The organism is Flavobacterium sp., from assembly GCF_046296355.1.
Classification (GTDB): Bacteria; Bacteroidota; Bacteroidia; order Flavobacteriales; family Flavobacteriaceae; genus Flavobacterium.
This window is the reverse complement of record NZ_JBKBLM010000019.1, coordinates 12926-34394: the sequence shown is the minus strand read 5'-3', so window position 1 is coordinate 34394 and position 21469 is coordinate 12926. Positions and strand designations below refer to the sequence as shown.

Sequence of the window (21469 nt, the reverse complement as noted above, 5' to 3'; positions counted from 1 at the left end):
AAAGTTACTGAGATCCTGAGTTACTGAGTTCCTAAGTTTGAGCAAAAAAATACTCAGTGGCTTAGTTACATAGCTACTCAGCTACTTTTTTAATTTATTATTTTTCAACAACGTCTAACTCCACTTTCAAGTTATTGATAATGAAAATCTGTCTGTCCGGTGTGTTTTTACCCATATAAAATTCGAGTAAGGTTTCAATCGATGTGGCTTTGTCTAACATGACCGGATCCAATCGAATGTCTTGTCCGATAAAATGTTTGAACTCATCGGGTGAAATTTCTCCTAATCCTTTGAATCGGGTGATTTCCGGTTTGGGTTTAAGTTTTTCTATCGCGTTTACTCTTTCTTCTTCGCTGTAACAATAGATGGTTTCCTTCTTATTTCGCACACGGAACAATGGTGTTTGCAAAATGTACAAATGGCCATCCTTGATCAACTCAGGGAAAAATTGTAAAAAGAATGTGATTAGCAACAAACGAATGTGCATGCCGTCAACATCGGCATCGGTGGCGATTACGATATTGTTGTAACGCAAATCGCCCATGTCTTCCTCGATGTCTAAAGCCGCTTGGAGTAAGTTGAATTCTTCGTTTTCGTAAACAATCTTTTTGGTCATGCCATACGAATTCAAAGGCTTACCACGCAAACTGAATACGGCTTGTGTATTTACATCACGCGATTTGGTAATTGAACCCGAAGCCGAATCTCCCTCAGTAATGAAAAGCGTGCTTTCTAAACTTCGTGGATTTTTAGCATCGGTTAAATGCACTCGGCAATCGCGTAGTTTTTTATTGTGTAAACTCGCTTTTTTGGCTCTGTCTTTAGCCAACTTACGAATTCCGGATAGCTCTTTACGTTCTCTTTCCGCTTGAAGAATTTTGCGCAATAACAAATCGGCTACTTCCGGATTTTTGTGTAGATAGTTATCGAGTTTGGTTTTGATAAAATCGTTTACGAAAGTACGCACCGATGGACCTTTCGGACCAATATCTGTCGAACCTAATTTGGTTTTGGTCTGTGATTCAAAAACCGGTTCTTCTACTTTAACCGCAATGGCAGAAACAATCGATTTACGAATATCTGACGCTTCGAAAGGTTTGTTGTAAAACTCTTTAATGGTTTTGACAATCGCTTCACGGAAAGCACCTAAATGCGTTCCACCTTGAGTAGTGTTTTGTCCATTGACAAACGAATGGTATTCTTCTGAGTATTGCGATTTACTGTGCGTTAAAGCAATTTCAATATCATCGCCTTCCAAATGAATTACCGGATATTGCATGTCTTCTTCCGAAATGGTTTCTTCCAGTAAATCTTTTAGACCGTATTCGGAAATGTATTTTTCACCGTTATAATAAATCGTTAGACCACGATTTAAGTAACAATAGTTTTTGAGCATCTTGATGACGTACTCATTTCGGTATTTGTAATTTTTAAAAATGGTTTCATCGGCAACGAAAGACACTTTGGTTCCTCGTCGTTTAGTCGATTCTACCAAGTCTTCTTCGATGGTTAAATTTCCGGCTGAGAATTCGGCTGCTTTTTGCTGGTTATCCCGAACCGATTCCACACGGAAATAATTCGATAAAGCATTAACAGCTTTGGTACCGACTCCATTCAAACCAACAGATTTCTTAAACGCTTTGGAGTCGTATTTTCCACCGGTATTCATTTTGGAAACCACGTCAACGACTTTCCCAAGCGGAATACCACGACCGTAATCGCGGACGGTTACCAGTTTGTCTTTGATAGTCACTTCAATGACTTTTCCGGCGCCCATAACGAACTCATCGATACAGTTATCTATGGTTTCCTTGAGCAATATGTAAATACCATCGTCGGGTGAAGAACCGTCACCGAGTTTCCCGATATACATTCCGGGACGCATTCGGATGTGTTCTTTCCAGTCGAGCGAACGGATATTGTCTTCGGTATATTGATTTTGTTCTGACATTTTAAAAACTAACGATTTTGTGCTAATATAGTGGAAATCGAATGGAAATAAAAGAACAAAAATCAGAAGTTATCAATAGGATATTGACAAAAAAAGATGGTAGAACACAGTGTGAAGTCGGTAGATTTGAGAGACAAAAAAACCGCTAAATTTCTTTAGCAGTTTTTTATTAGAGTTGTTCTTTTTAGAAATTAAATGAATAATTGCAAATCAAGTTGAGTGAATTAGTTTTAATATAACCATTGCCAACAACAGGTACATCGCTTATATTGGATAATCCTAAATTATCTCTTATTTCAACGCTTATTTTGTTATTGTTCTTCAATTTGAATGTTTTCCCAAATCCAAATACTAAACCAAAATCAAGACTTTTATAATTATCGGTTTGATCAGTATTTCTTTCGTCATAATCATTCCAAAGTTCTGATTTAATCATATAACTCATGAATGGTCCGCCGTTGATATACAAACTATTATCAGGCCCAAATTGGTATTTCAAAAGAATGGGTAGCGTTATAAATTGGTTTTTGAATTTAATTTTTACCCGACCATAAAAACTCGGATCATCAGGGCTATCAAAGATTTCTATATAAGGGTTATCAGTCGCTGTTTTTCTATCGTAATTAATATTGGCCACTAATGACAATCTCTCTTTTAATTGATATTCAAATGAAAGACCAACCAAAAAATCTACTCCGGCATCTAAGGTTTCTATTTGGGGATTACCTCTAAAACTTGAATAAGTCAAACCACCATTAAAACCAACTTTTAACTTGCCTTGGGCAAAACTGTTACCAACAAAAAATGTCACTAACAAAAAAGTGAATACTATTTTTTTCATAAAGTCGGATTAAACGTTGAAACGGAAATGCATCACATCGCCATCTTTTACGATATATTCTTTACCTTCAACTTTGAATTTTCCGGCTTCTTTGGCTTTGGCTTCTGAGCCGTAATGCACATAATCTTCATACGAAATTACTTCGGCACGAATGAATCCTTTTTCAAAATCGGTATGGATTACTCCGGCAGCTTTTGGAGCCGTATCTCCGATGTTGATGGTCCAAGCGCGAACTTCTTTAACTCCGGCTGTGAAGTAAGTTTGTTGCTTTAATAATTTATAAGCGGCACGAATTAAAACGGCCGAACCCGGTTCGGTCAACCCTAAATCTTCTAAGAACATTTGACGCTCTTCGTAGGTTTCCAATTCGGTGATATCGGCTTCGGTTCCAACGGCTAAAACAATAACCTCTGCGTTTTCGTCTTTTACCAATTCGCGAACTTGCTCAACATAAGCATTTCCGGTTGCGGCTGCCTCTTCATCTACATTACAAACATACAAAACCGGTTTGGTGGTGATTAATTGGAAATCTTCCATTAATGCTTCTTCGTCGGCATTTTGAGGAAGAACAGTTCTCGCTGATTTCGCTTGCAATAAAGCTTCACGGATTCTGTCTAAGAATGCTTTCTCCACTTGGGCTTCTTTATTTCCGGTTTTGGCAGCGCGGTTGACTTTTTCCAAACGTTTTTCAACGGTTTCTAAGTCTTTTAACTGCAATTCGATATCTATAGTTTCTTTGTCACGTATTGGATTTACATTCCCATCAACGTGCACAATATTGTCATTATCAAAACAACGCAAAACGTGTATAATAGCATTACATTCTCTGATGTTGGCCAAAAATTGATTCCCTAAACCTTCGCCTTTGCTTGCTCCTTTTACCAATCCGGCGATATCAACGATATCCACCGTTGCCATTTGGACACGCTCCGGTTTTACCAACTCTTCTAATTTGTTGATTCTTGGATCAGGAACGTTTACCACTCCGATATTAGGTTCGATAGTACAAAACGGAAAGTTCGCACTTTGAGCTTTGGCATTCGATAAACAATTAAATAAGGTTGATTTTCCAACGTTTGGTAATCCTACAATTCCTGCTTTCATATTTCTTTACTATTTCTATCGGTAATATGTAACGCTAAAGCGTTTCATTTCTTTGTTATTGTTATAAAAAGTGTGCAAATATAGCGTAATAAAACCAAGTAACAAAGCGGTTTAAAAGGCAAAAAAAGTTAGTTTGTGCGTTCTGCTAATTGGTCAATGATAACTTGCTCTTCCTCGGTAGCAGTTAATCCGGAGACGTTCCAATAGTCTGAAAGTATGGTGTTTTTCTTGTTGTAAAGTGTTTTGTCTTTAAAAACTTCGCTGTCTTTATAACTGTAGTTTTGGTTGCTGAAATTGGTGGTTACAAAGTAATTTCGGACTTCAATATCGGTGGTTTTATTTTTATCCACTCGTTCAAAACCAATTTCCTCTTTGGAACTGAATAAATAATAGTTGTCGTTATCAAACCGGTAAATGGTTTTAAATATTGATTTGTAAATATTTTTGGTTCCAATCGCGGTGTTTTCTTTGAGGTTTGAAATGGTGGAATGAGAAACAAAAGAGCTAACCTCAATGATGATTTTTTGCTTCCAATCATATACAATTTTAAAATCGTCTAACAATCCCTTGCTATTTTCCAACGGTGTAATCAACATTACATTATAATCCTTATTATTAGAATAGGCTTTTATTAAAAAATCAAATTGCTTTTTTGCTTTTGAGTTCAAAATGTATTCTAAATATTTGAAGCTATAATAATTATGCATTATATCATTGAGATTGTACCCTAAAACATCCGATTTTATTTCTTCTGTCAATAAACCGAAGGACCTATTCTGTTCTACTAAAATGGTATTCTTAAAATTCTTGTCCTTACCAAAAAGCTGAAAATTCATCAATCCGTCATTGTAATAAGAATAGTTGCCATTGAGCTTAAAAAATTCTCTGGAGTAAACTTTTAACCGTGCGGGCACAGTGAGCTTTTTTCTGGAATTTTCCACTAAAGTCTTTAGGATTTTTTGAGGATGTTGTTTGGTGACAATAATTTCATCTAAATCGGTTATACTGCTTTTTAAAAAAATAACATTCTCAGCCGTTTTTAAAGTGGACGATCTAAGTGTTTTTGAGCTGTAGGAAGAATGGGTTATTTGAATATTGGAAATTCCGGTTAACACAAAAGAAACCATCCCTTCAGTATTACTCAATAACGTTTGTTTGGTTTTTTGTATAAATACGGTAGCGTCTTCAATGGGAAGATTGGTCTCTGAATCTCTCAAAATCAATGACTTCTCAACAGATTGCGCATTAAGATTCATACTTAAAACCAATAAAAAAAACAGGTAAAGTTTCTTCATCTACAGATTGGGTTTAAGCAAATTTAGTAAAATTTCATTCTAAATTATAAACATAACATAATGTTAGTTAATTTGTTGAAATAGTTTTATCCTTAGTGTTAAAATAGCACTGAAAAAATATTATATTGCGTTTCATTAACAACTAACCAACCAACTTTATGAAAAAAATTACACTTTTGTTATTTTCATTGCAGTTTGGATACATTGCAGCGCAAGACAATCCGAATGCAACTAAAAACGACTCAATGAAAACCAACGAACTACAAGAAATCAAGATTGTAGGTTCAAGAAATTCAAAACGAACTGTAGTAAACTCAGCTGTTCCCATTGACATTATTGATGTAAAAAGCGTTACTACCCAAAGCGGTAAGATTGAAATCAATGAATTACTGCAATATGCGGCGCCTTCGTTTAACGCCAACAAACAATCGGGTTCTGATGGTGCTGACCACGTTGACCCTGCAACATTGAGAGGTATGGGACCGGATCAAACTTTGGTTTTAATCAACGGCAAAAGAAGGCACCAATCATCATTAATTAACTTATTCGGAACTCGAGGTCGTGGTAATACCGGTACCGATTTGAATGCAATTCCGGCGGCTGCCATTAAGCGAATTGAAATCCTTCGTGATGGTGCTGCTGCCCAATACGGTTCAGATGCCATTGCCGGAGTAATCAATATTGTTTTGAATGACAACGTTGATGAACTGACCGGAACCGTTACCTATGGTATGTACAGTACCAATGCCGATGGTAATTTTCCGGCCGGAACTGCGAATACCGGTGATAATTTCCTTGACACGAATGCCGATGGCAACAAAACTGCCGATGGTAAAAGCTTTGATGGAAATTCCATTAAGTTGACTACTAATTACGGAACTAAAATTGGCGACAAAGGCGGTTTTGCTAACTTTACCGCTGAGTATCTGAACAAAGAAAAGACATTGCGTCCGGGATTTGATTTCAGAAGAGGTTTTGGAGAAGCTTCGATTGAAAGCTTTAATTTCTTTGTGAATGCTGCTATTCCTGTTTCAGACAAAACCAAGTTTTATGTTTTTGGTGGAAGAAATTTCAGAGATACTGACGCTTATGCGTTTACCAGAAACAATCCTTCTCCTAGAATTGTAACCGATATTTACCCGAACGGATTTACACCAAGAATTACCTCTTTAATTATCGACAATTCAGTTTCTGCCGGATTTAGAACGCAAACTGCCGGTGGTTGGAACTTAGACATTAGCAATACTTATGGTAAAAACTTATTCCATTACTACATTAAAGGCACGTTGAATGCTTCATTGGAAGAAGCTTCGCCTACAGAATTTGATGCCGGTGGTCATACTTTGAGTCAAAATACCATCAATTTGGATTTGTCTAAAAACTATGATGGTATTCTAAACGGATTCAACTTGGCTTTTGGTGGTGAATACAGAACAGAACAATTTACGATTTTTGCCGGAGAAGAAGGTTCGTATGCTACTTATGATGTAAATGGCCAACCGATTACTGATCCGTTGAATCAAACAATTCCTAACGACCCAAATACAGGTGATCCAAGACCTGGTGGTTCACAAGGTTTTCCTGGTTACAGTCCGGACAACGTAGTAAACCGTAGTCGTTCGAATGTTTCGCTTTATGCCGATGGTGAATTGGATGTAAACAATAATTTCATGGTGAGTTCGGCTTTGCGTTTTGAAAATTACAGTGATTTCGGAAGTACGTTAAACGGAAAATTGGCCGCCCGATTAAAAACCGGTGCTAACATCAATTTAAGAGGTTCGATTAGTTCAGGATTCAGAGCGCCTTCTTTGGCACAGATATATTACAATCTTCGTTTTACCAACTTCTCTTCGAGTGGTGCCTCAGAAATTTTGTTATCTCCTAATAATAGTCCGGTAACACAAGCTTTTGGTATTGGTAAATTGAATGAAGAAAAAGCCGTTAACGGATCGTTCGGTTTCACGGCTTCTTACGGTGATTTCACAGCCACCATCGACGGTTATATGGTGAATGTATCAGACAGAATCGTGTTGACCGGTTACTTTGACGCCTCAGCTTTAAACATTGGTGTTGATTCAGCCCAATTTTTCGTAAACGGTGTTGACACTAAAACTACCGGTTTGGATGTGGTTATTTCATGGAAAAAGAAATTTGGCGACAATTCTTTTGGTGCGACCTTATTGGGTAACATCAATGACATGAAAGTAGACAAAGTGAATAATGGCACTTTAGATGAGCAAACTTTCTTCGGCGAGAGAGAAAAAGCCTTCCTTTTGGCTTCTGCACCGGACAACAAATTCAGCTTAAACTTGAACTATTCCCGCAAATGGTTTGATGCAGGATTGGCTTTTACTCGTTTTAGCGAAGTAAAATTATTAGACTACCAAATGTATGAAGACGTAGCCGACTATGGTTCTTTTGCTAACCAAATTAAAGCAGCTACTGATACTTACAGTGCTAAAATCGTAACCGATTTGACTTTAGGTTTCAATCTTTCTAAAAACAGCAAATTAAGTATTGGAAGCAACAACTTATTCAATATTTATCCTGACCAACAAGATGACTGGGTTGAAGCCGGTGGTTATTGGGATGCCGTACAAATGGGCTTTGGTGGTGCTTACTACTACGCTCGTATGAATTTCAAATTCTAATCTAAATTATAATTAACTAAAAGTCCTGAGTTTTCACTCGGGACTTTTTTTTTATGTGCATCTTATAACAATTAGTAAAAATAGTATAACATAAGCGTCTCGATTTAGGAATAGATTTGTAATGTATTAACCATTAAACTTATTCGTTATGAAAGTTCTACTCTTAAGCATCTTTACTTTGCTGTTTACCATTGGCAGTCAGGCTCAAAATACGAATGTAAAATCTGAAGTTAAAACCACCACTAAGACCATCAAGGATTCTAAAGGTGAGAAAAAAATTGTAAAAACTGAGGAAACTAAAGAAGTACAAAAAATTAAATTAGAAGAAGCAAAAGCCAACACTTTAAATATTCCGATGAAATCTGACCAAGAAGTCGATGTGACCAAAAAAACTCAGGTAGCTGTAGATGGAGTGACCCAGTTTGTAGATGTAGACCGATCAGCTTATTATACTTACAACGGTCAAAAATACCAAGTAGCTATTGACAAAAGCGGTTATACAATGGCCTTTCCGGACAATCAGGAACGCGCCGTTTTAAGAAGAACTTCCAATAATAATTATATTTATAAAAACAAGGACAAACTCTCTGTTGGTTATTTTGATGCAGAAGGAAATCTTGTCTTAGAGACTTATGACGAAAAAACAGACACAGTAGTCCTTGAAAAATTTATTGTTGTGAAGCCTTAATATATTTCATGTTTTGTTGAAAAAGCCCGAGCACTTGTGTTCGGGTTTTTGTTTTTAAGCATAAAAAAACCTCAATTGCTTGAGGTTTAAAATGATTATTCGTTATGTAAAAACGATTGTCTGTTGAGTAACGTTTCTTCGCTTTCTACGTGATTATCATCGGGAATACAACAGTCTACAGGACAAACCGCAGCACATTGTGGCTCTTCGTGAAAACCTTTACATTCCGTACATTTTCCGGGTACTATATAATAAATATCATCTGATATTGGTGTTTGGGCAGCGTCTGAATCGACTTCGGTTCCATCAGGTAAAATTACTTTTCCTCTTAACTTGGTTCCGTCTTTATAACGCCAATCGTCAGCACCTTCGTAAATAGCAGTATTTGGACATTCGGGTTCACATGCACCACAGTTGATACATTCGTCTGTTATTATGATTGCCATAGCTAATTTTTAATTAATTTTGCGCAAAATTACAATCAAAACCATTCATAAACAAGCTACTGATGTTACAAATCGAGAAAAAAAAATGTTTTGTTGAATTAGGAAAGTTTTTAAGCCAATTCTCTTTGGAACAAAACAGTAAAAATGAGACGGTTCATCACAATGACTTGTTCTTCGAAAGCTTTGTCGATTTGATTCATTTGTCGCAATCACACAACGGTTGGTTTACACCGGAGCAAGTTTATCATTCGGTGCAATCTTGGGCTAAAGCTTTGCAAGAAGAGAATTTGAACCAATGGGTATCAAATTACGATTTCTCAAAAGTACAGCCTAAAACCGTCGGTTTAATTCTCGCCGGAAATATTCCGTTGGTAGGTTTTCACGATTTTCTTTCCGTATTAATTTCAGGGCATAAAGTTTTGATAAAGACTTCTTCGAATGACCAACATCTGATCAAGTTTTTGGCTAAATATTTAATTGCTGTCAATCCCGAAATTGAAAACTATATCACCTTTACTGATGGCAAGCTGGAGAAATTTGATTCCGTAATTGCCACCGGAAGCAACAATACCGCTCGTTATTTCGAATTCTATTTTAAAGACAAACCGAGCATCATTCGCAAAAACAGAAACTCTGTAGCGGTTTTGACCGGGAATGAAAGTCAGGATGATTTAATGAAATTGGGTAAAGATATTTTTCGCTACTTCGGATTAGGTTGCCGAAATGTTTCCAAATTATTTGTCCCGAAAGGTTACGATTTCCAACCGTTCTTTCAAGCGATTTATGAATACAAAGACGTAATTTTCTACGAAAAATATTCTAACAATTACGACTACAACAAAGCTGTTTTCTTAATGAGTAACTTTAAGTTATTGGATAACGAGTTTTTAACTTTGAAAGAAGATATCAGCTACGCCTCGCCTATTTCTTCGGTGTTTTATGAATACTATGAAAATATAGCAGATATTAAAAAACAATTGGAAACCGATGCGGAGCAAATTCAATGCATTGTCTCTAAAAGTGTTATTGAAAACAGTATACCTTTTGGTAAAACCCAACAGCCTGAACTTTGGGATTATGCGGATAATGTTGATACTTTGGATTTTTTATTGAAAATCTGATTGAAAGATTCCCAATAAATGTTATAAACTAAAACGTTTTCGTTAATAACATCGGCTTATTATTGCAGAATTCTAACGGCTTATTTTAGGCCTATTTCCGAAATTTGCACTTTAATTTTTTTTGAAAACCACCATGAAAAAACACAATTACAGCGCCGGACCATGTATACTTCCGCAAGAAGTTTTTGAAAAATCTGCTCAAGCAGTTTTAAATTTCAACAACTCGGGCTTGTCCATATTGGAAATGTCACACCGAAGCAAAGATTTCGTGGCGGTTATGGACGAAGTAAGAGCTTTGGTTTTGGAACTTCTGGGTTTGGAAGGCAAAGGTTACCAAGCTTTATTTTTACAAGGTGGCGCGAGTTTAGAGTTCCTAATGGTTCCTTACAACTTAATGAAAGTTGATGGCAAAGCCGCTTATTTAGATACCGGAACTTGGGCAAACAACGCGATTAAAGAAGCCAAATTGTTTGGTGAAACCGTTGTGGTAGCTTCTTCTAAAGAACAAAATTACAATCATATTCCAACTGACTATACGATTCCTGCTGATGCGAGTTATTTCCACTGCACTAGTAACAATACTATTTTTGGAACACAAATAAAATCCTTTCCAAAAACCGATATTCCTGTGGTTTGTGATATGAGTTCGGATATATTTTCGCGCAGTTTAGACTTCTCTCAATTCGACTTAATTTATGCCGGAGCTCAGAAAAATATGGGTGCTGCCGGAGCAACACTAGTTGTGGTGAAAGAAGAAATCCTTGGGAAATCAGGCAGAACAATTCCGAGTATTTTGGATTATGAAAAACACATTAAGGCCGAAAGCATGTACAATACACCCTCAGTTTTTGCGGTTTACACTTGTTTGTTGACTTTACAATGGTTAAAAAACCAAGGCGGCATCGCTGCCATTGAAAAAATCAACGAAGTCAAAGCCAATTTGCTTTACAGCGAAATCGACAGAAATCCGTTGTTCATTGGAACAGCTAATCCTGCTGACCGAAGTTTTATGAATGCCACTTTCCTATTGGTCAATCCGGAGCATCAGGAAACGTTTGACAAAATGTGGAAAGCAGCCGGAATTTCGGGATTACCCGGTCATCGCTCTGTTGGTGGCTATAGAGCTTCAATGTACAATGCGTTGCCTTTGGAAAGCGTACAAGTTTTAGTCGATGTGATGAAGGAACTTGAGGTAGTTTTCAGTGTTCAGTCGCAGTCGCAGTTAGCAGAATAATTGCCCGGATTGGAGCGAGCTACCGTGTAGCGCGGAAAGCCGGATTAAGCTCCTAAAAAAACATACAACTTACAACATATAACTTAAAACAAAGAATGAAAGTATTAGCCAACGACGGAATTTCAAAAAGCGGAATTCTAGCTTTAGAAAAAGGTGGTTTTGAAGTGATTACAACCAAAGTAGCACAAGAGCAAGTTGCCAATTATGTGAATGCCCATAACATTTCGGTGGTTTTGGTTCGCAGTGCGACTAAAGTTAGAAAAGACATTATTGACGCTTGTCCGGGATTGAAAATCATTGGTCGCGGTGGCGTTGGAATGGACAATATTGATGTGGATTATGCTCGCAGTAAAGGAATTCATGTGATTAATACGCCGGCTTCTTCTTCGGAGAGCGTGGCCGAATTGGTTTTTGCGCACTTATTTACAGGCGTTAGATTTTTACATGATGCCAACAGAAATATGCCTTTGGAAGGAGATACCAACTTTGACGGTTTGAAAAAAGCTTATGCTAACGGTATCGAATTGCGTGGTAAAACTTTGGGGATTATTGGTTTTGGCCGAATTGGTCAGGCTGTCGCCAAAATGGCTTTAGGTCTTGGGATGAAAGTGATTGCTGCCGATAAATTTGTGGACAAAGCCGAAGTAAAAGTCGATTTTTATAATGGTCAGTTTATCAATGTGGAATTTGAAACCGAGCCTTTGGAAGATGTGATTAAACATTCTGATTTTATTACACTTCACGTTCCGGCGCAAGACGGTTATGTGATTGGCAAAGGAGAATTTGAATTGATGAAAGATGGCGTTGGGATTGTAAACTGCGCTCGTGGCGGTGTGATTGATGAAGTGGCTTTGATAGCAGCTTTGGATAATGATAAAGTATTATTTGCCGGTTTAGACGTTTTTGAAAACGAACCGACTCCGGAAATCCAAATCTTAATGCATACTAAAATTTCGTTGACGCCTCATATTGGCGCAGCGACTTTAGAAGCACAAGATAGAATCGGAACCGAATTAGCGGAGCAAATTATTAGTTTGCTGAAAGCCGAGAAAGTTTAAACCTTTAGAAATACAATTTGTGCCATACTGCAAAGTGTGGCTTTTTTATTTTAACATATTGACAGTATAATGTTTGAGTCGTTTTGTGTAATTTTATGAAAAATTGGAGCGATGAAAACTTTAGTGTCAATTGGGTTTCTACTATTGGTTATTATAGGCTGTAACAGTTCTAAGACGATAGCTGATGCGGATAATAATAGTATTGCCAAAGTTTCGGATACGGTAAAAATTGCCAATGACAGTTTGGAATATGAAGTGATTATTATTGATCCCGGTTTTAGTTCATGGCTTGCCGGAAGAGCCAGACCGAGAGGTTATTATGCCGAAAGTTATTTTGAAATAAAAAATCGAATGTATGTAGCAGAATGGAATCGCAGAGCGATGTTGCCAATGCAGTACAGTCCGAATTTATATGAAATGCAAATCAATTACGAACCTAATATTCGCTACGGATATGAAGTCAACTATTTGATTTACAATTATTTCATTTACTTTCAAAACCGTTATAACCAACAGTTGGCCGGATTTGTTCCAAGACAATAATCTCTTATCTTTGTAGAAAATCATCCTATGGCAAGTTTTAAAGAGCGTTGGAACATCAAATCAAATTGGCAAGTCTTTGTTATTTTGGTCGTTTTTGCGGTTACTGGTTCTACTTCGGCTTATCTTTCCAAACCGGTTTTAGAATTGTTCGGTATTGTAAAAGGCGATGTTTCGAATTGGATTTATTATCCTTTATACATCATCCTCATCTTCCCTATTTACCAGGTTTTATTGGTTAGTTTCGGATTTATTTTCGGGCAGTTTACTTTCTTTTGGGCTTTTGAAAAGAAGATGCTCAAAAGTATGGGATTGGGTTTTTTGATTCCCAATAAAAAAAGCCCCGAGTAAATTAACACTCAGGACTTTTTACCAAAATACTCAATTTACATTCTACTTTTCTTTATTAATGAGGTTAAAGAAATCGTTTCTGTTTTCTTTGTCCTTAAATATTCCACCATATTGAATGGTTGAAGTGTAACTGCTCTCATCTTGAATACCACGACTGGAAACACACAAATGCTTGGCTTCCATAACTACAATCACATCATCCGTTTCTAGGACAGTTTTCAATTCGTTAAAAATCTGCATAATCAAACGCTCTTGCACTTGTGGTCTGCGAGCATAATAATCGACTATACGGTTCAATTTGGATAAACCAATTACTTTTCCGCTGGAAACGTAACCAATGTGTGCCTTTCCTATGATGGGTAAAAAATGGTGTTCACAAGTGGAATTAAAACTAATGTCGGCTTCTACCAACATTTTATCGTAATGATAAGAATTATCAAAAACCGAAATTTTTGGTTTGTTGGCAGGATTTAATCCCGAAAATATCTCTTGGATAAACATTTTCGCTACTCGATGTGGCGTTCCTTTCAAACTGTCATCGGTCATATCCAAACCCATTTCCTCCATAATACTATGAAAATGTTTTTCGATGTTGTCCATCTTTTGCTTATCTGTTTTGATAAATGCGTCGGGACGCAACGGTGTTTCTGCAGAAGTCATTTGATGATTGTCACCTATCAGTTCAAATAATTCTTTTTCAATGGGTGTGTTCATAAGAATTAATTATTTTTTTTGTTTAACAAATGTAGGTAATAATTAAACAAAATAAATAAGTTAACATAACTTTATAATTTATTCACGCATAAAAAAAATTGATATCAACCATTAAAAGAAAATACTTTGTTACTTTGTGAAAAATTCGATTGATGATTATTGCCAAAAACATTCACAAATACTACGATAGTTTACACGTTTTAAAAGGTGTTTATTTGCATATAAAGAAAGGAGAAATTGTTTCGATTGTTGGTGCGTCCGGTGCCGGAAAAACTACATTGTTGCAAATACTCGGAACGCTTGACAATGCGTCAAAATTAAATGACACTTCACTTGAGATAAATGGTGAAAAAATCTTGATAATGAATGACAAAGCTTTATCTAAATTTAGAAATTTGCATTTGGGTTTTATCTTTCAATTCCACCAATTGTTACCGGAATTCACCGCTTTGGAAAACGTTTGTATTCCGGCTTATATCGCAGGCAAAGAAAAGAAGGAAACTGAAGTCGAAGCCAAACGTTTACTGGATTATTTAGGCTTGTCAGAAAGAAGTCATCACAAACCCAACGAACTTTCGGGCGGTGAGCAACAACGTGTAGCAGTTGCCCGTGCTTTGATAAACAAACCTGCGGTAATTTTCGCCGATGAACCTTCCGGGAATTTGGACACCGCTTCGGCTGAAAATTTGCACCAATTATTTTTTAAACTAAGAGAAGAATTTGGACAAACCTTTGTCATTGTTACCCACAACGAAGAGTTAGCCAATATGGCCGATAGAAAATTAGTCATGAAAGACGGCTTAATAGTTTGATATCATGGTGCTTATTCTACTTAGTTGGCTGTATATTTTCTTCACTTCCATCACTTTTGGAATAGGTTTTTCAAAACTTTTTCGAATCAAATCTTTCCCTATTGTAATTACAGGGATTTTTGGTTTGTTCTGCGTTACACTTTTGGCCAGTGCTTGGGCAATATTTGGCCCGATAAATATGGGGTTTCACATTTTTCTACTGATAACTTCAATGGTTCTTGGGTTTTATTTTAAAGCCTATTTAAAAGGGATTTTCAAAAGCACAAGAACACAGCTTTCAGATTTTTCAGTATTGGTAAAAGTGCTTTTAAGTTTCAGTAGTGTTTTAATTTTGGCCCAAAGCGCAACTTTGCCTTTTATAGTTGACAATGAAACTTATTATATTCAAACTATGAAATGGTTGAACGAATACGGATTTGTACCCGGTTTGGCGAATTTACACTTGTTTCTCGGACAAACCAGCGGTTGGCACATCACACAAAGTGTTTACTCGTTTTCATTCCTCTACGATGGCTTTAATGATTTGAATGGGTATGTATTTTTGCTTTTTAACTTTTGGGCGTTTCAAAAGCTTCACTCCTATTTTATACAGGGGAAACGTTTGGATTTGGTTTTTGGTTTATTGCCTTTGGCTTACGTTTTTCTGTTCCAATTTATAAGCGCTCCATCACCTGATTTGCCGGTTTATCTTATCGGATTTATAGTGTTTTCAATTTATTTGGATTCTCAAAAAGAGGATGCTTTAGAAAAGTTTAACCTCTTAACAGTTTTGGTGCTCTTTGCGGTTTACATCAAAATCACGACTGTAGTGCTATTGATTTTTCCGCTTTTTCTTTTTATAAAACATATTGCTTTATTAAGAAGCCAACTCATTCCAATTCGGCTTTTGGGTGGATTGGTATTGTTTCTTTTTGCCATAAAAAACATAATACTGACCGGTTATCCATTTTATCCGTTGACCGTTTTACCCTATTCAGGAGCTGATTATTTAGTGCCATTAGAAATCATAAATTATTTCTTTGGAGGAGAAATGATGCATTCGTTTTATATGGGTTTTGGGTCTTTTGAAAATGCTTCGTTTTTAGACTTCCTCAATCAATATTTTTTGCACAACGGGATTGACAGTATTATTGGATTGACAACTGTATCCTTGTTGCTAATTTCACCTTTCCTAATTTCAAAATATTATCCAAAACAAAAGATTCGAGATGTTTATTTTGTTTTTATTGCCTTATTGATATTACTCGCTATGAGTTCGCCACAATATCGTTTTTATGTCTATTTCACGATTTTCTTCGGGCTTATTTTCCTCTCGATTTTAGTCACTAAAAAGAAACTTATCTCGGGTTTACTTAGTTTGAGTCTGCTGTTAGTTGCTGTTTTGGTTTTTGTGCCAATGTCTTTCAGTGCTTTGACACAGAACAAATTATTAGCTGAAAACAGTACATTTCAATTGGAAAATGTCATTCATCCAAAACCAAATACTAAAGAAGAACTCGATTTTAATAAAGTTTCAAAAAGAAATCTCAATTACTACTCGCCTATCAATACTGAATTATTTTGGATAACCGGAAATGGAACTTTGCCTTGTGTAAATAAAGAACAATTGGAATATTTTGAAACCTATTTTCAGGTCATTCCCCAATTGCGAGGGAAAACTTTAAGCGAAGGTTTTTATACCAAAAAAACGAAAGCCAATGACTAAAGCTGAACTCAAAGAATTTCTGGATGAAAAAGTCGCGTTGTACAACAATCCTAATTTTATCGAAAGCGACCCTATTCAGATTCCGCACCAGTTTTCATTGAAAGAAGACATTGAAATTTCAGGTTTTCTTACAGCAACTATTGCTTGGGGTAACCGCAAGATGATCATCAACAATGCCAAACGCATGATGGATTTGATGGGCAATTCTCCTTATGATTTTGTGATGAACCATAACGAATATCATTTAGACAATTTGGAATCTTTTGTGCACCGTACTTTCAACAGTACAGATTTCAAGACTTTTATTCTGGCATTGCAAAATCTCTATCAAAATCATGCTGGATTGGAAACCTTCTTTACCAATAACCAACAAGAATTATCTATGCAACCCGCGATTTCGGCTTTTAAAAACCATTTCTTTGAAGTAGCCCATTTGCCACGAACGACCAAACACATTTCTGACCCTATTCAAGGTTCGGCAGCAAAACGCATCAACATGTATTTGCGTTGGATGGTTCGAAAAGATAATAACGGTGTTGATTTTGGCCTTTGGAAAAATATTCCAACCTCATCATTATCTTGTCCATTGGATGTTCATTCCGGGAATGTTGCCCGAAAACTGGGATTGCTCACCCGAAAACAAAATGACGGTAAAGCTTTATTAGAATTAGACACAGCACTACGAAAACTAGACAAAACCGATCCCGTGAAATATGATTTTGCGTTGTTTGGCTTGGGTGTTTTTGAAGGGTTTTAATGCTGAATAACCAAAGTGATTATTATTCTTTATTGATATCTTTAAAAAGCATCATTTTACCAATTTTAGCAGAGGCACCAGGATAAAATCCGGTTTCATTAGCAAAGTCTTTTGGGTTACGGAATGTGCCAAATAGGATATCAAATAAAGGAAGATCGGAATAATTATAGGCATGAACTCCTTTTTCGTGGTGAACGGAATGCGATTCCGGACGCTGGAAAATATAACCCATCCATTGAGGCGTTTTGATATTGGTATGTTGGATTACCGCTAAGAATGTCGCACCATAAATGGCATAAATCGTGGCTTGCGCCGTAAAACCAATCCATACCATCGCCAGACTTGTAAGGAAAGTAAAACCTATCATATCCATGGGACTAAAGAAGAAAGTGCCATAAGTATCAACCCTTTCTGCACTGTGATGCATTTGATGGAATACCCGCCATAACAGATTGCTTTTGTGCATGGAACGATGCCAAACGTATATCCCAAGTTCATAAATGAGTAAGGCCAATAAAGCACCGCTGAAATCCCCCAAAAAAGACAAGTCAATCATTTTGTATTTTGCGAAATAATCATTCCAAATCAACGGAAGATAAGAAGAAAGGAAAAAGTAAATCACAAACACCGTAATACCTTTAACTTTCCAATACTTGACATGCGGTAAAGACCTACCGGGAAATAGTTCCTCTGCAATTAACAAACAAAGAAAGATGGCAATAACAATGAGTGATACAGGATCACTAACCACTTGAAATGGAGTCGGGAGATTTGATAATTTTTCGAGCATCTTATTTATGTTTTAGATATTTATATTAAAAACTATAATTTAAAATTGGCTACAAACTGCTATTATCTGTGGATTTTAGATTGACTTTGTTTTTCATAGTTGCATTTAAGTTTGAAAGTCATTAGCGATTAACTATTACTTATTTTTTATTCAATGCTATATAATCAAAAACCAGGTTGCACAAAGCATTCATTCCGGTGAGAAAAGCGCTGTCTTCTATAAGGAATTGCGGTGTATGATGTGGTCCGACAGTATCAGGATCTTGACCTTTTTTCATACCGCCCACGAAGAAGTACAAACCGGGTACTTTTTCTTGATAGAATGAAAAGTCTTCAGCACCGGTTACTGCAGGCACTAAATTTACGTTTTCTTTTCCGGCTGTTTTTTGTAAGGATGGCAACATGGCTTCTGTCAGCGCAACATCATTAAAAGTCACCGGATTATAAGACGAATAAGGTAATTTCACTTCAGCGGTTGCTCCTGCGGCTTCGGCCGTTTTGGTAACAATTTGTCTGATGCGTTCAAATACTAATTCTTCATCAGATTTACTGAATGTTCTGATGGTTCCCAGCATTTCAACTTCTTCCGAAATTATATTATGCCGATTACCACCATGAATTGAACCAATAGTGACTACTGCAGGATTGTGGGTTAACTGTACATTCCTACTCACAATCGTCTGCAAACTATTAATGATTTGGGCCGAAACGACAATAGGGTCAACAGATTGCCAAGGATAAGCACCATGCGAAGGTTTGCCTTTTACGGTAATTTTCACATCAGCAGAAGAAGCCATAGTTCCTCCGGGATGATAATTGATTTTGCCGACTTCAGTTCCGGCGCTCAAGTGCAATCCGAAAATGACATCGACATTTGGATTTTGCAAAACACCTTCTTTTACCATGAGTTCAGCTCCGCCTTCTTCCCCTACCGGTGCGCCTTCTTCTGCAGGTTGGAAGATGAATTTCACCGTTCCGCGCAACTCTTTTTTCATTCCGGAAAGGATTTCGGCTACACCCATCAGTATGGCTACGTGTCCGTCATGTCCGCAAGCGTGCATTACGCCGGTTTCTTTTCCGTTGTAAGTGGTTTTTACTTTTGAAGCAAATGGTAAATTGTTGTTTTCTATTACGGGTAAGCCATCCATATCGGCTCTTAATGCTATCACCGGTCCGGGTTTGTCACCTTTTAAAATGCCAACAACGCCGGTTACGGCAACTTCCGTTTTCACTTCAATACCTAATGATTGTAAATGTTTGGCAATTAAGGCTGCAGTTCTGGTTTCACGGTTTCCGAGTTCGGGATTTTGGTGAATATCGTGTCGCCAATCAATAACTTTTTGCTCAATTTGAGCCGCTTTTTTGGCTATGAGTTCGCTGTAATTGCTTTTTTGCGCAGTGGCTTCTTTGAAGCAAAATAAGAAGCTGATGAGAATAATTTTTTTCATAATACAATTTTATAATTATATGAGCGGTTTAATTTTGATTTTAGTTACCAATGGAATAATGAGCAAAAGAACTCTGATTATATTTTCATTTTTATCTTCTGAACTTATATTTCCCTCCCAACCGGATACAATAAATAACGGTCGTCGTAATATTTTGTTTTGCTGTAAAACCATGTCATAATGGCGTTGGGATTGTTCGCAAAATTGGTATCGTTTTTTTTCTTTTCGGCAAACTCCTTTTGCAATTCGGGTGACTCCTCTAGCATTTTTTTCATGGTTGGTTCCAAAACATATGCTTCGATGTATTCTGTACGTTGGAAAATTTGATGAAAAAAGCCCCAACTCAAATACGAATCGGGCGATTTTGGTTCCAATAACATTATTGCCAAATCACCCAAAGGTTGGTCCGTGGAAATATAAATCGAACCTGCCGCAAAAACTTGTTTTCTGGTTTCAGGAATTGGTCTTCCTTTGACTTGCATATGTCCTTCAAAGGGTACAGTGTTGCCACCATCATTTTGGAATTTTGCGTCCTGAATTCGGTACATTTCTACGGTTACTTCACGAGATTGTTTTAAGGTTTCCATTTGTATGCCGTGGCGTTTCAATCGCTCAATTACTTCGGTACAAGTTGGCGGCAAAAAATAGCCTTTCGGACGAGAAACAAAATCTACGCCTTCTGTACCTTTATAATTGGGAATAGTCATGGTTATCGGTTTGCCGGTCCATTCAACATAATCCGCATTGGTCACTGATGATTTGACTATTCTTGATTCTATTCCTAAAAGTTTTAAACTATCCGGAACTGTTCCCGAATCCTCTTTGACTTTAACATTTGATTGGTGTTCAAAAGTGGCAGCCGATTTCATTTCAGGTACTTTCCATCTTGTGGGAAGCGTTGCTTCTCTTTTGGCTTTGTCCGATAAAGTGATTTCTTGGAGTGATTTTCCTTCGATGGCCAATAATTTCAAAGTGCTTTCTAACAACACATACGTTCCTAAAACCCTTTGCTTAAATGGTTTTAAAGAATGGTTTTCGACAAGAATAGAGGCCATGTGTCTCAAATCTCCATAAGCATCAGAGAATCGTGGTTCACCCACTAGCAACATATTGCCTTGCGAAAAATCACGGTCATTGACTGCAAATAATAATTGTCCGGGTATGTGTCCACTGTCGGCTAAATCTTTATCCGCATGAGTTTTATATTTGGTGGCTAACCAATTAGAAATACCTTTAGAATAACCTTGTCGTCCCAATCCGCCAAAAGTGATGTCATATTGATAATCGGCGCCATCGGTAACATGAATATCCATATAAAGCAACGGATTGTATTCATTCATCACATTAATTACCGCACGTATTTCATTGGTGTCAACCTTGGCGTAATCACGGTTTAGATTCAAATTTTGGGCATTGGTTCTCCAACCCATATTTTGCGGTCCGCGTTGGTTCGGTCGGTTAAAAGACGAACTTCTTTCATGTCCGTCAACGTTCAAAATCGGAATGAATAAAAAATTCACTTGGGTTAAGAGTTCCTTTTTGTTACCAAAAGCAATATCGCGCAGTAACATCATTCCGGCATCTTTGCCATCAATTTCTCCCGAATGAATTCCTGCCTGAACGAATAACAATGGCTTATCGGATTGCTTTAATGCAGTAGCAGTAACCTCTTTTTCAGAAGAAGCAATAATCAGATAAATGTCTCTGTCTTCGACGCTTTTTCCAATAGAAACCATATTTAGCAATGGTGATGCATCGGCTAGTTTTTTAAACCAATTCATGGTTTCATCATAAGTTGGTGTGGTTATAAAATCGGCTTTTTCTGTTGGTGTTATCCAAGGATTATTGGCTTTTGCAATTAAGGATTCGCTTTTCCCATGCCATTCTTGAATGGGCGGCAGTATGGATTGTGCTGAAATTTGTTGTGCCAATAAAACGCTAATAATGATAACTCGTAATCCCAT

At 37.0% G+C, this 21469-nt stretch carries 19 protein-coding genes; 10 read left to right on the top strand and 9 right to left on the bottom strand.

All coding sequences use genetic code 11. The features are described 5' to 3' along the window. Positions 1-97 precede the first annotated feature (97 nt). The 4 genes from ACK4HO_RS08820 to ACK4HO_RS08805 all read right to left on the bottom strand — a co-directional run bounded on the left by ACK4HO_RS08820 (position 98) and on the right by ACK4HO_RS08805 (position 5191). The gene (locus ACK4HO_RS08820) at positions 98-1951 is read right to left on the bottom strand and encodes a DNA topoisomerase IV subunit B (protein WP_409664978.1); all 1854 of its coding nucleotides are present in this window, start codon (positions 1949-1951) and stop codon (positions 98-100) included. Between the two features lie 184 nt (positions 1952-2135). Continuing rightward, positions 2136-2792, bottom strand: a complete 657-nt coding sequence (locus tag ACK4HO_RS08815; RefSeq protein WP_409664977.1) for a porin family protein — start codon at positions 2790-2792, stop codon at positions 2136-2138. A 9-nt stretch (positions 2793-2801) separates the two neighbouring features. Continuing rightward, positions 2802-3896, bottom strand: a complete 1095-nt coding sequence (ychF, locus tag ACK4HO_RS08810) for a redox-regulated ATPase YchF (protein WP_409664975.1) — start codon at positions 3894-3896, stop codon at positions 2802-2804. Between the two features lie 128 nt (positions 3897-4024). Continuing rightward, complete coding sequence (locus ACK4HO_RS08805; protein ID WP_409664974.1) at positions 4025-5191, bottom strand: hypothetical protein; 1167 nt, start codon at positions 5189-5191, stop codon at positions 4025-4027. A 158-nt stretch (positions 5192-5349) separates the two neighbouring features. Between ACK4HO_RS08805 and ACK4HO_RS08800 the strand changes: the two genes are divergently transcribed. Together ACK4HO_RS08800 and ACK4HO_RS08795 are read left to right on the top strand one after the other, a co-directional pair. Further along, complete coding sequence (locus tag ACK4HO_RS08800) at positions 5350-7842, top strand: TonB-dependent receptor plug domain-containing protein (protein WP_409664972.1); 2493 nt, start codon at positions 5350-5352, stop codon at positions 7840-7842. Positions 7843-7990: 148 nt separating this feature from the next. Then, on the top strand, positions 7991-8530 hold the full coding sequence (locus ACK4HO_RS08795) for a hypothetical protein (RefSeq protein ID WP_409664970.1): 540 nt from the start codon (positions 7991-7993) through the stop codon (positions 8528-8530). Between the two features lie 95 nt (positions 8531-8625). Here ACK4HO_RS08795 and ACK4HO_RS08790 read toward each other — a convergent pair whose 3' ends face one another. Further along, on the bottom strand, positions 8626-8976 hold the full coding sequence (locus tag ACK4HO_RS08790; protein WP_409664968.1) for a 4Fe-4S dicluster domain-containing protein: 351 nt from the start codon (positions 8974-8976) through the stop codon (positions 8626-8628). 62 nt (positions 8977-9038) lie between these two features. On the opposite strand from ACK4HO_RS08790, the gene ACK4HO_RS08785 reads away from it, so the two are divergent. The 5 genes from ACK4HO_RS08785 to ACK4HO_RS08765 all read left to right on the top strand — a co-directional run bounded on the left by ACK4HO_RS08785 (position 9039) and on the right by ACK4HO_RS08765 (position 13280). Beyond that, positions 9039-10097 (top strand): acyl-CoA reductase, encoded by a 1059-nt coding sequence (locus ACK4HO_RS08785; RefSeq protein ID WP_409664966.1) that lies wholly within the window; start codon positions 9039-9041, stop codon positions 10095-10097. Positions 10098-10230: 133 nt separating this feature from the next. Next, a complete protein-coding gene (gene serC, locus ACK4HO_RS08780; RefSeq protein ID WP_409664964.1) occupies positions 10231-11331 on the top strand; it encodes a 3-phosphoserine/phosphohydroxythreonine transaminase in 1101 nt (366 codons plus the stop codon). 95 nt (positions 11332-11426) lie between these two features. Further along, on the top strand, positions 11427-12389 hold the full coding sequence (locus tag ACK4HO_RS08775; RefSeq protein WP_409664962.1) for a D-2-hydroxyacid dehydrogenase: 963 nt from the start codon (positions 11427-11429) through the stop codon (positions 12387-12389). A gap of 111 nt (positions 12390-12500) precedes the next feature. Continuing rightward, complete coding sequence (locus tag ACK4HO_RS08770) at positions 12501-12932, top strand: DUF6146 family protein (RefSeq protein ID WP_409664960.1); 432 nt, start codon at positions 12501-12503, stop codon at positions 12930-12932. A gap of 27 nt (positions 12933-12959) precedes the next feature. Next, positions 12960-13280 (top strand): DUF6787 family protein, encoded by a 321-nt coding sequence (locus tag ACK4HO_RS08765; RefSeq protein ID WP_409664958.1) that lies wholly within the window; start codon positions 12960-12962, stop codon positions 13278-13280. Between the two features lie 42 nt (positions 13281-13322). On the opposite strand, the gene folE is transcribed toward ACK4HO_RS08765, so the two are convergent. Continuing rightward, positions 13323-13994: a GTP cyclohydrolase I FolE gene (gene folE, locus ACK4HO_RS08760; RefSeq protein WP_409664956.1), complete on the bottom strand. Its 672-nt coding sequence runs from the start codon at positions 13992-13994 to the stop codon at positions 13323-13325. A 152-nt stretch (positions 13995-14146) separates the two neighbouring features. Between folE and ACK4HO_RS08755 the strand changes: the two genes are divergently transcribed. From ACK4HO_RS08755 to ACK4HO_RS08745, 3 genes are read left to right on the top strand one after another with little or no spacing between them, the layout of a single operon-like run. Next, positions 14147-14806: an ABC transporter ATP-binding protein gene (locus tag ACK4HO_RS08755; RefSeq protein ID WP_409664954.1), complete on the top strand. Its 660-nt coding sequence runs from the start codon at positions 14147-14149 to the stop codon at positions 14804-14806. 4 nt (positions 14807-14810) lie between these two features. Further along, positions 14811-16511, top strand: a complete 1701-nt coding sequence (locus tag ACK4HO_RS08750) for an LIC_10190 family membrane protein (RefSeq protein ID WP_409664952.1) — start codon at positions 14811-14813, stop codon at positions 16509-16511. Further along, positions 16504-17268, top strand: a complete 765-nt coding sequence (locus ACK4HO_RS08745; protein ID WP_409664951.1) for a TIGR02757 family protein — start codon at positions 16504-16506, stop codon at positions 17266-17268. The genes ACK4HO_RS08750 and ACK4HO_RS08745 overlap by 8 nt, the downstream gene beginning before the upstream one ends. 22 nt (positions 17269-17290) lie before the next feature. Here ACK4HO_RS08745 and ACK4HO_RS08740 read toward each other — a convergent pair whose 3' ends face one another. From ACK4HO_RS08740 to ACK4HO_RS08730, 3 genes are all read right to left on the bottom strand, one after another. Further along, entirely contained in the window at positions 17291-18058 is a 768-nt protein-coding gene (locus ACK4HO_RS08740) for a sterol desaturase family protein (RefSeq protein WP_409664949.1), read from the bottom strand. A 139-nt stretch (positions 18059-18197) separates the two neighbouring features. Continuing rightward, on the bottom strand, positions 18198-19505 hold the full coding sequence (locus tag ACK4HO_RS08735; protein WP_409664947.1) for an amidohydrolase: 1308 nt from the start codon (positions 19503-19505) through the stop codon (positions 18198-18200). 104 nt (positions 19506-19609) lie between these two features. Beyond that, complete coding sequence (locus ACK4HO_RS08730) at positions 19610-21469, bottom strand: M14 family metallopeptidase (RefSeq protein WP_409664945.1); 1860 nt, start codon at positions 21467-21469, stop codon at positions 19610-19612.

What these genes read in the sequence shown, in the direction of transcription:
- folE (WP_409664956.1), bottom strand. Translation starts at nt 13,994, where the DNA reads ATGAACACACCCATTGAAAAAGAATTATTTGAACTGATAGGTGACAAT.
- ACK4HO_RS08745 (WP_409664951.1), top strand. Translation starts at nt 16,504, where the DNA reads ATGACTAAAGCTGAACTCAAAGAATTTCTGGATGAAAAAGTCGCGTTG.
- ACK4HO_RS08730 (WP_409664945.1), bottom strand. Translation starts at nt 21,469, where the DNA reads ATGGGATTACGAGTTATCATTATTAGCGTTTTATTGGCACAACAAATT.
- ychF (WP_409664975.1), bottom strand. Translation starts at nt 3,896, where the DNA reads ATGAAAGCAGGAATTGTAGGATTACCAAACGTTGGAAAATCAACCTTA.
- ACK4HO_RS08805 (WP_409664974.1), bottom strand. Translation starts at nt 5,191, where the DNA reads ATGAAGAAACTTTACCTGTTTTTTTTATTGGTTTTAAGTATGAATCTT.
- ACK4HO_RS08785 (WP_409664966.1), top strand. Translation starts at nt 9,039, where the DNA reads ATGTTACAAATCGAGAAAAAAAAATGTTTTGTTGAATTAGGAAAGTTT.
- ACK4HO_RS08820 (WP_409664978.1), bottom strand. Translation starts at nt 1,951, where the DNA reads ATGTCAGAACAAAATCAATATACCGAAGACAATATCCGTTCGCTCGAC.
- ACK4HO_RS08775 (WP_409664962.1), top strand. Translation starts at nt 11,427, where the DNA reads ATGAAAGTATTAGCCAACGACGGAATTTCAAAAAGCGGAATTCTAGCT.
- ACK4HO_RS08765 (WP_409664958.1), top strand. Translation starts at nt 12,960, where the DNA reads ATGGCAAGTTTTAAAGAGCGTTGGAACATCAAATCAAATTGGCAAGTC.
- ACK4HO_RS08770 (WP_409664960.1), top strand. Translation starts at nt 12,501, where the DNA reads ATGAAAACTTTAGTGTCAATTGGGTTTCTACTATTGGTTATTATAGGC.
- ACK4HO_RS08740 (WP_409664949.1), bottom strand. Translation starts at nt 18,058, where the DNA reads ATGCTCGAAAAATTATCAAATCTCCCGACTCCATTTCAAGTGGTTAGT.
- ACK4HO_RS08795 (WP_409664970.1), top strand. Translation starts at nt 7,991, where the DNA reads ATGAAAGTTCTACTCTTAAGCATCTTTACTTTGCTGTTTACCATTGGC.
- ACK4HO_RS08750 (WP_409664952.1), top strand. Translation starts at nt 14,811, where the DNA reads ATGGTGCTTATTCTACTTAGTTGGCTGTATATTTTCTTCACTTCCATC.
- ACK4HO_RS08735 (WP_409664947.1), bottom strand. Translation starts at nt 19,505, where the DNA reads ATGAAAAAAATTATTCTCATCAGCTTCTTATTTTGCTTCAAAGAAGCC.
- ACK4HO_RS08755 (WP_409664954.1), top strand. Translation starts at nt 14,147, where the DNA reads ATGATTATTGCCAAAAACATTCACAAATACTACGATAGTTTACACGTT.
- ACK4HO_RS08790 (WP_409664968.1), bottom strand. Translation starts at nt 8,976, where the DNA reads ATGGCAATCATAATAACAGACGAATGTATCAACTGTGGTGCATGTGAA.
- serC (WP_409664964.1), top strand. Translation starts at nt 10,231, where the DNA reads ATGAAAAAACACAATTACAGCGCCGGACCATGTATACTTCCGCAAGAA.
- ACK4HO_RS08815 (WP_409664977.1), bottom strand. Translation starts at nt 2,792, where the DNA reads ATGAAAAAAATAGTATTCACTTTTTTGTTAGTGACATTTTTTGTTGGT.
- ACK4HO_RS08800 (WP_409664972.1), top strand. Translation starts at nt 5,350, where the DNA reads ATGAAAAAAATTACACTTTTGTTATTTTCATTGCAGTTTGGATACATT.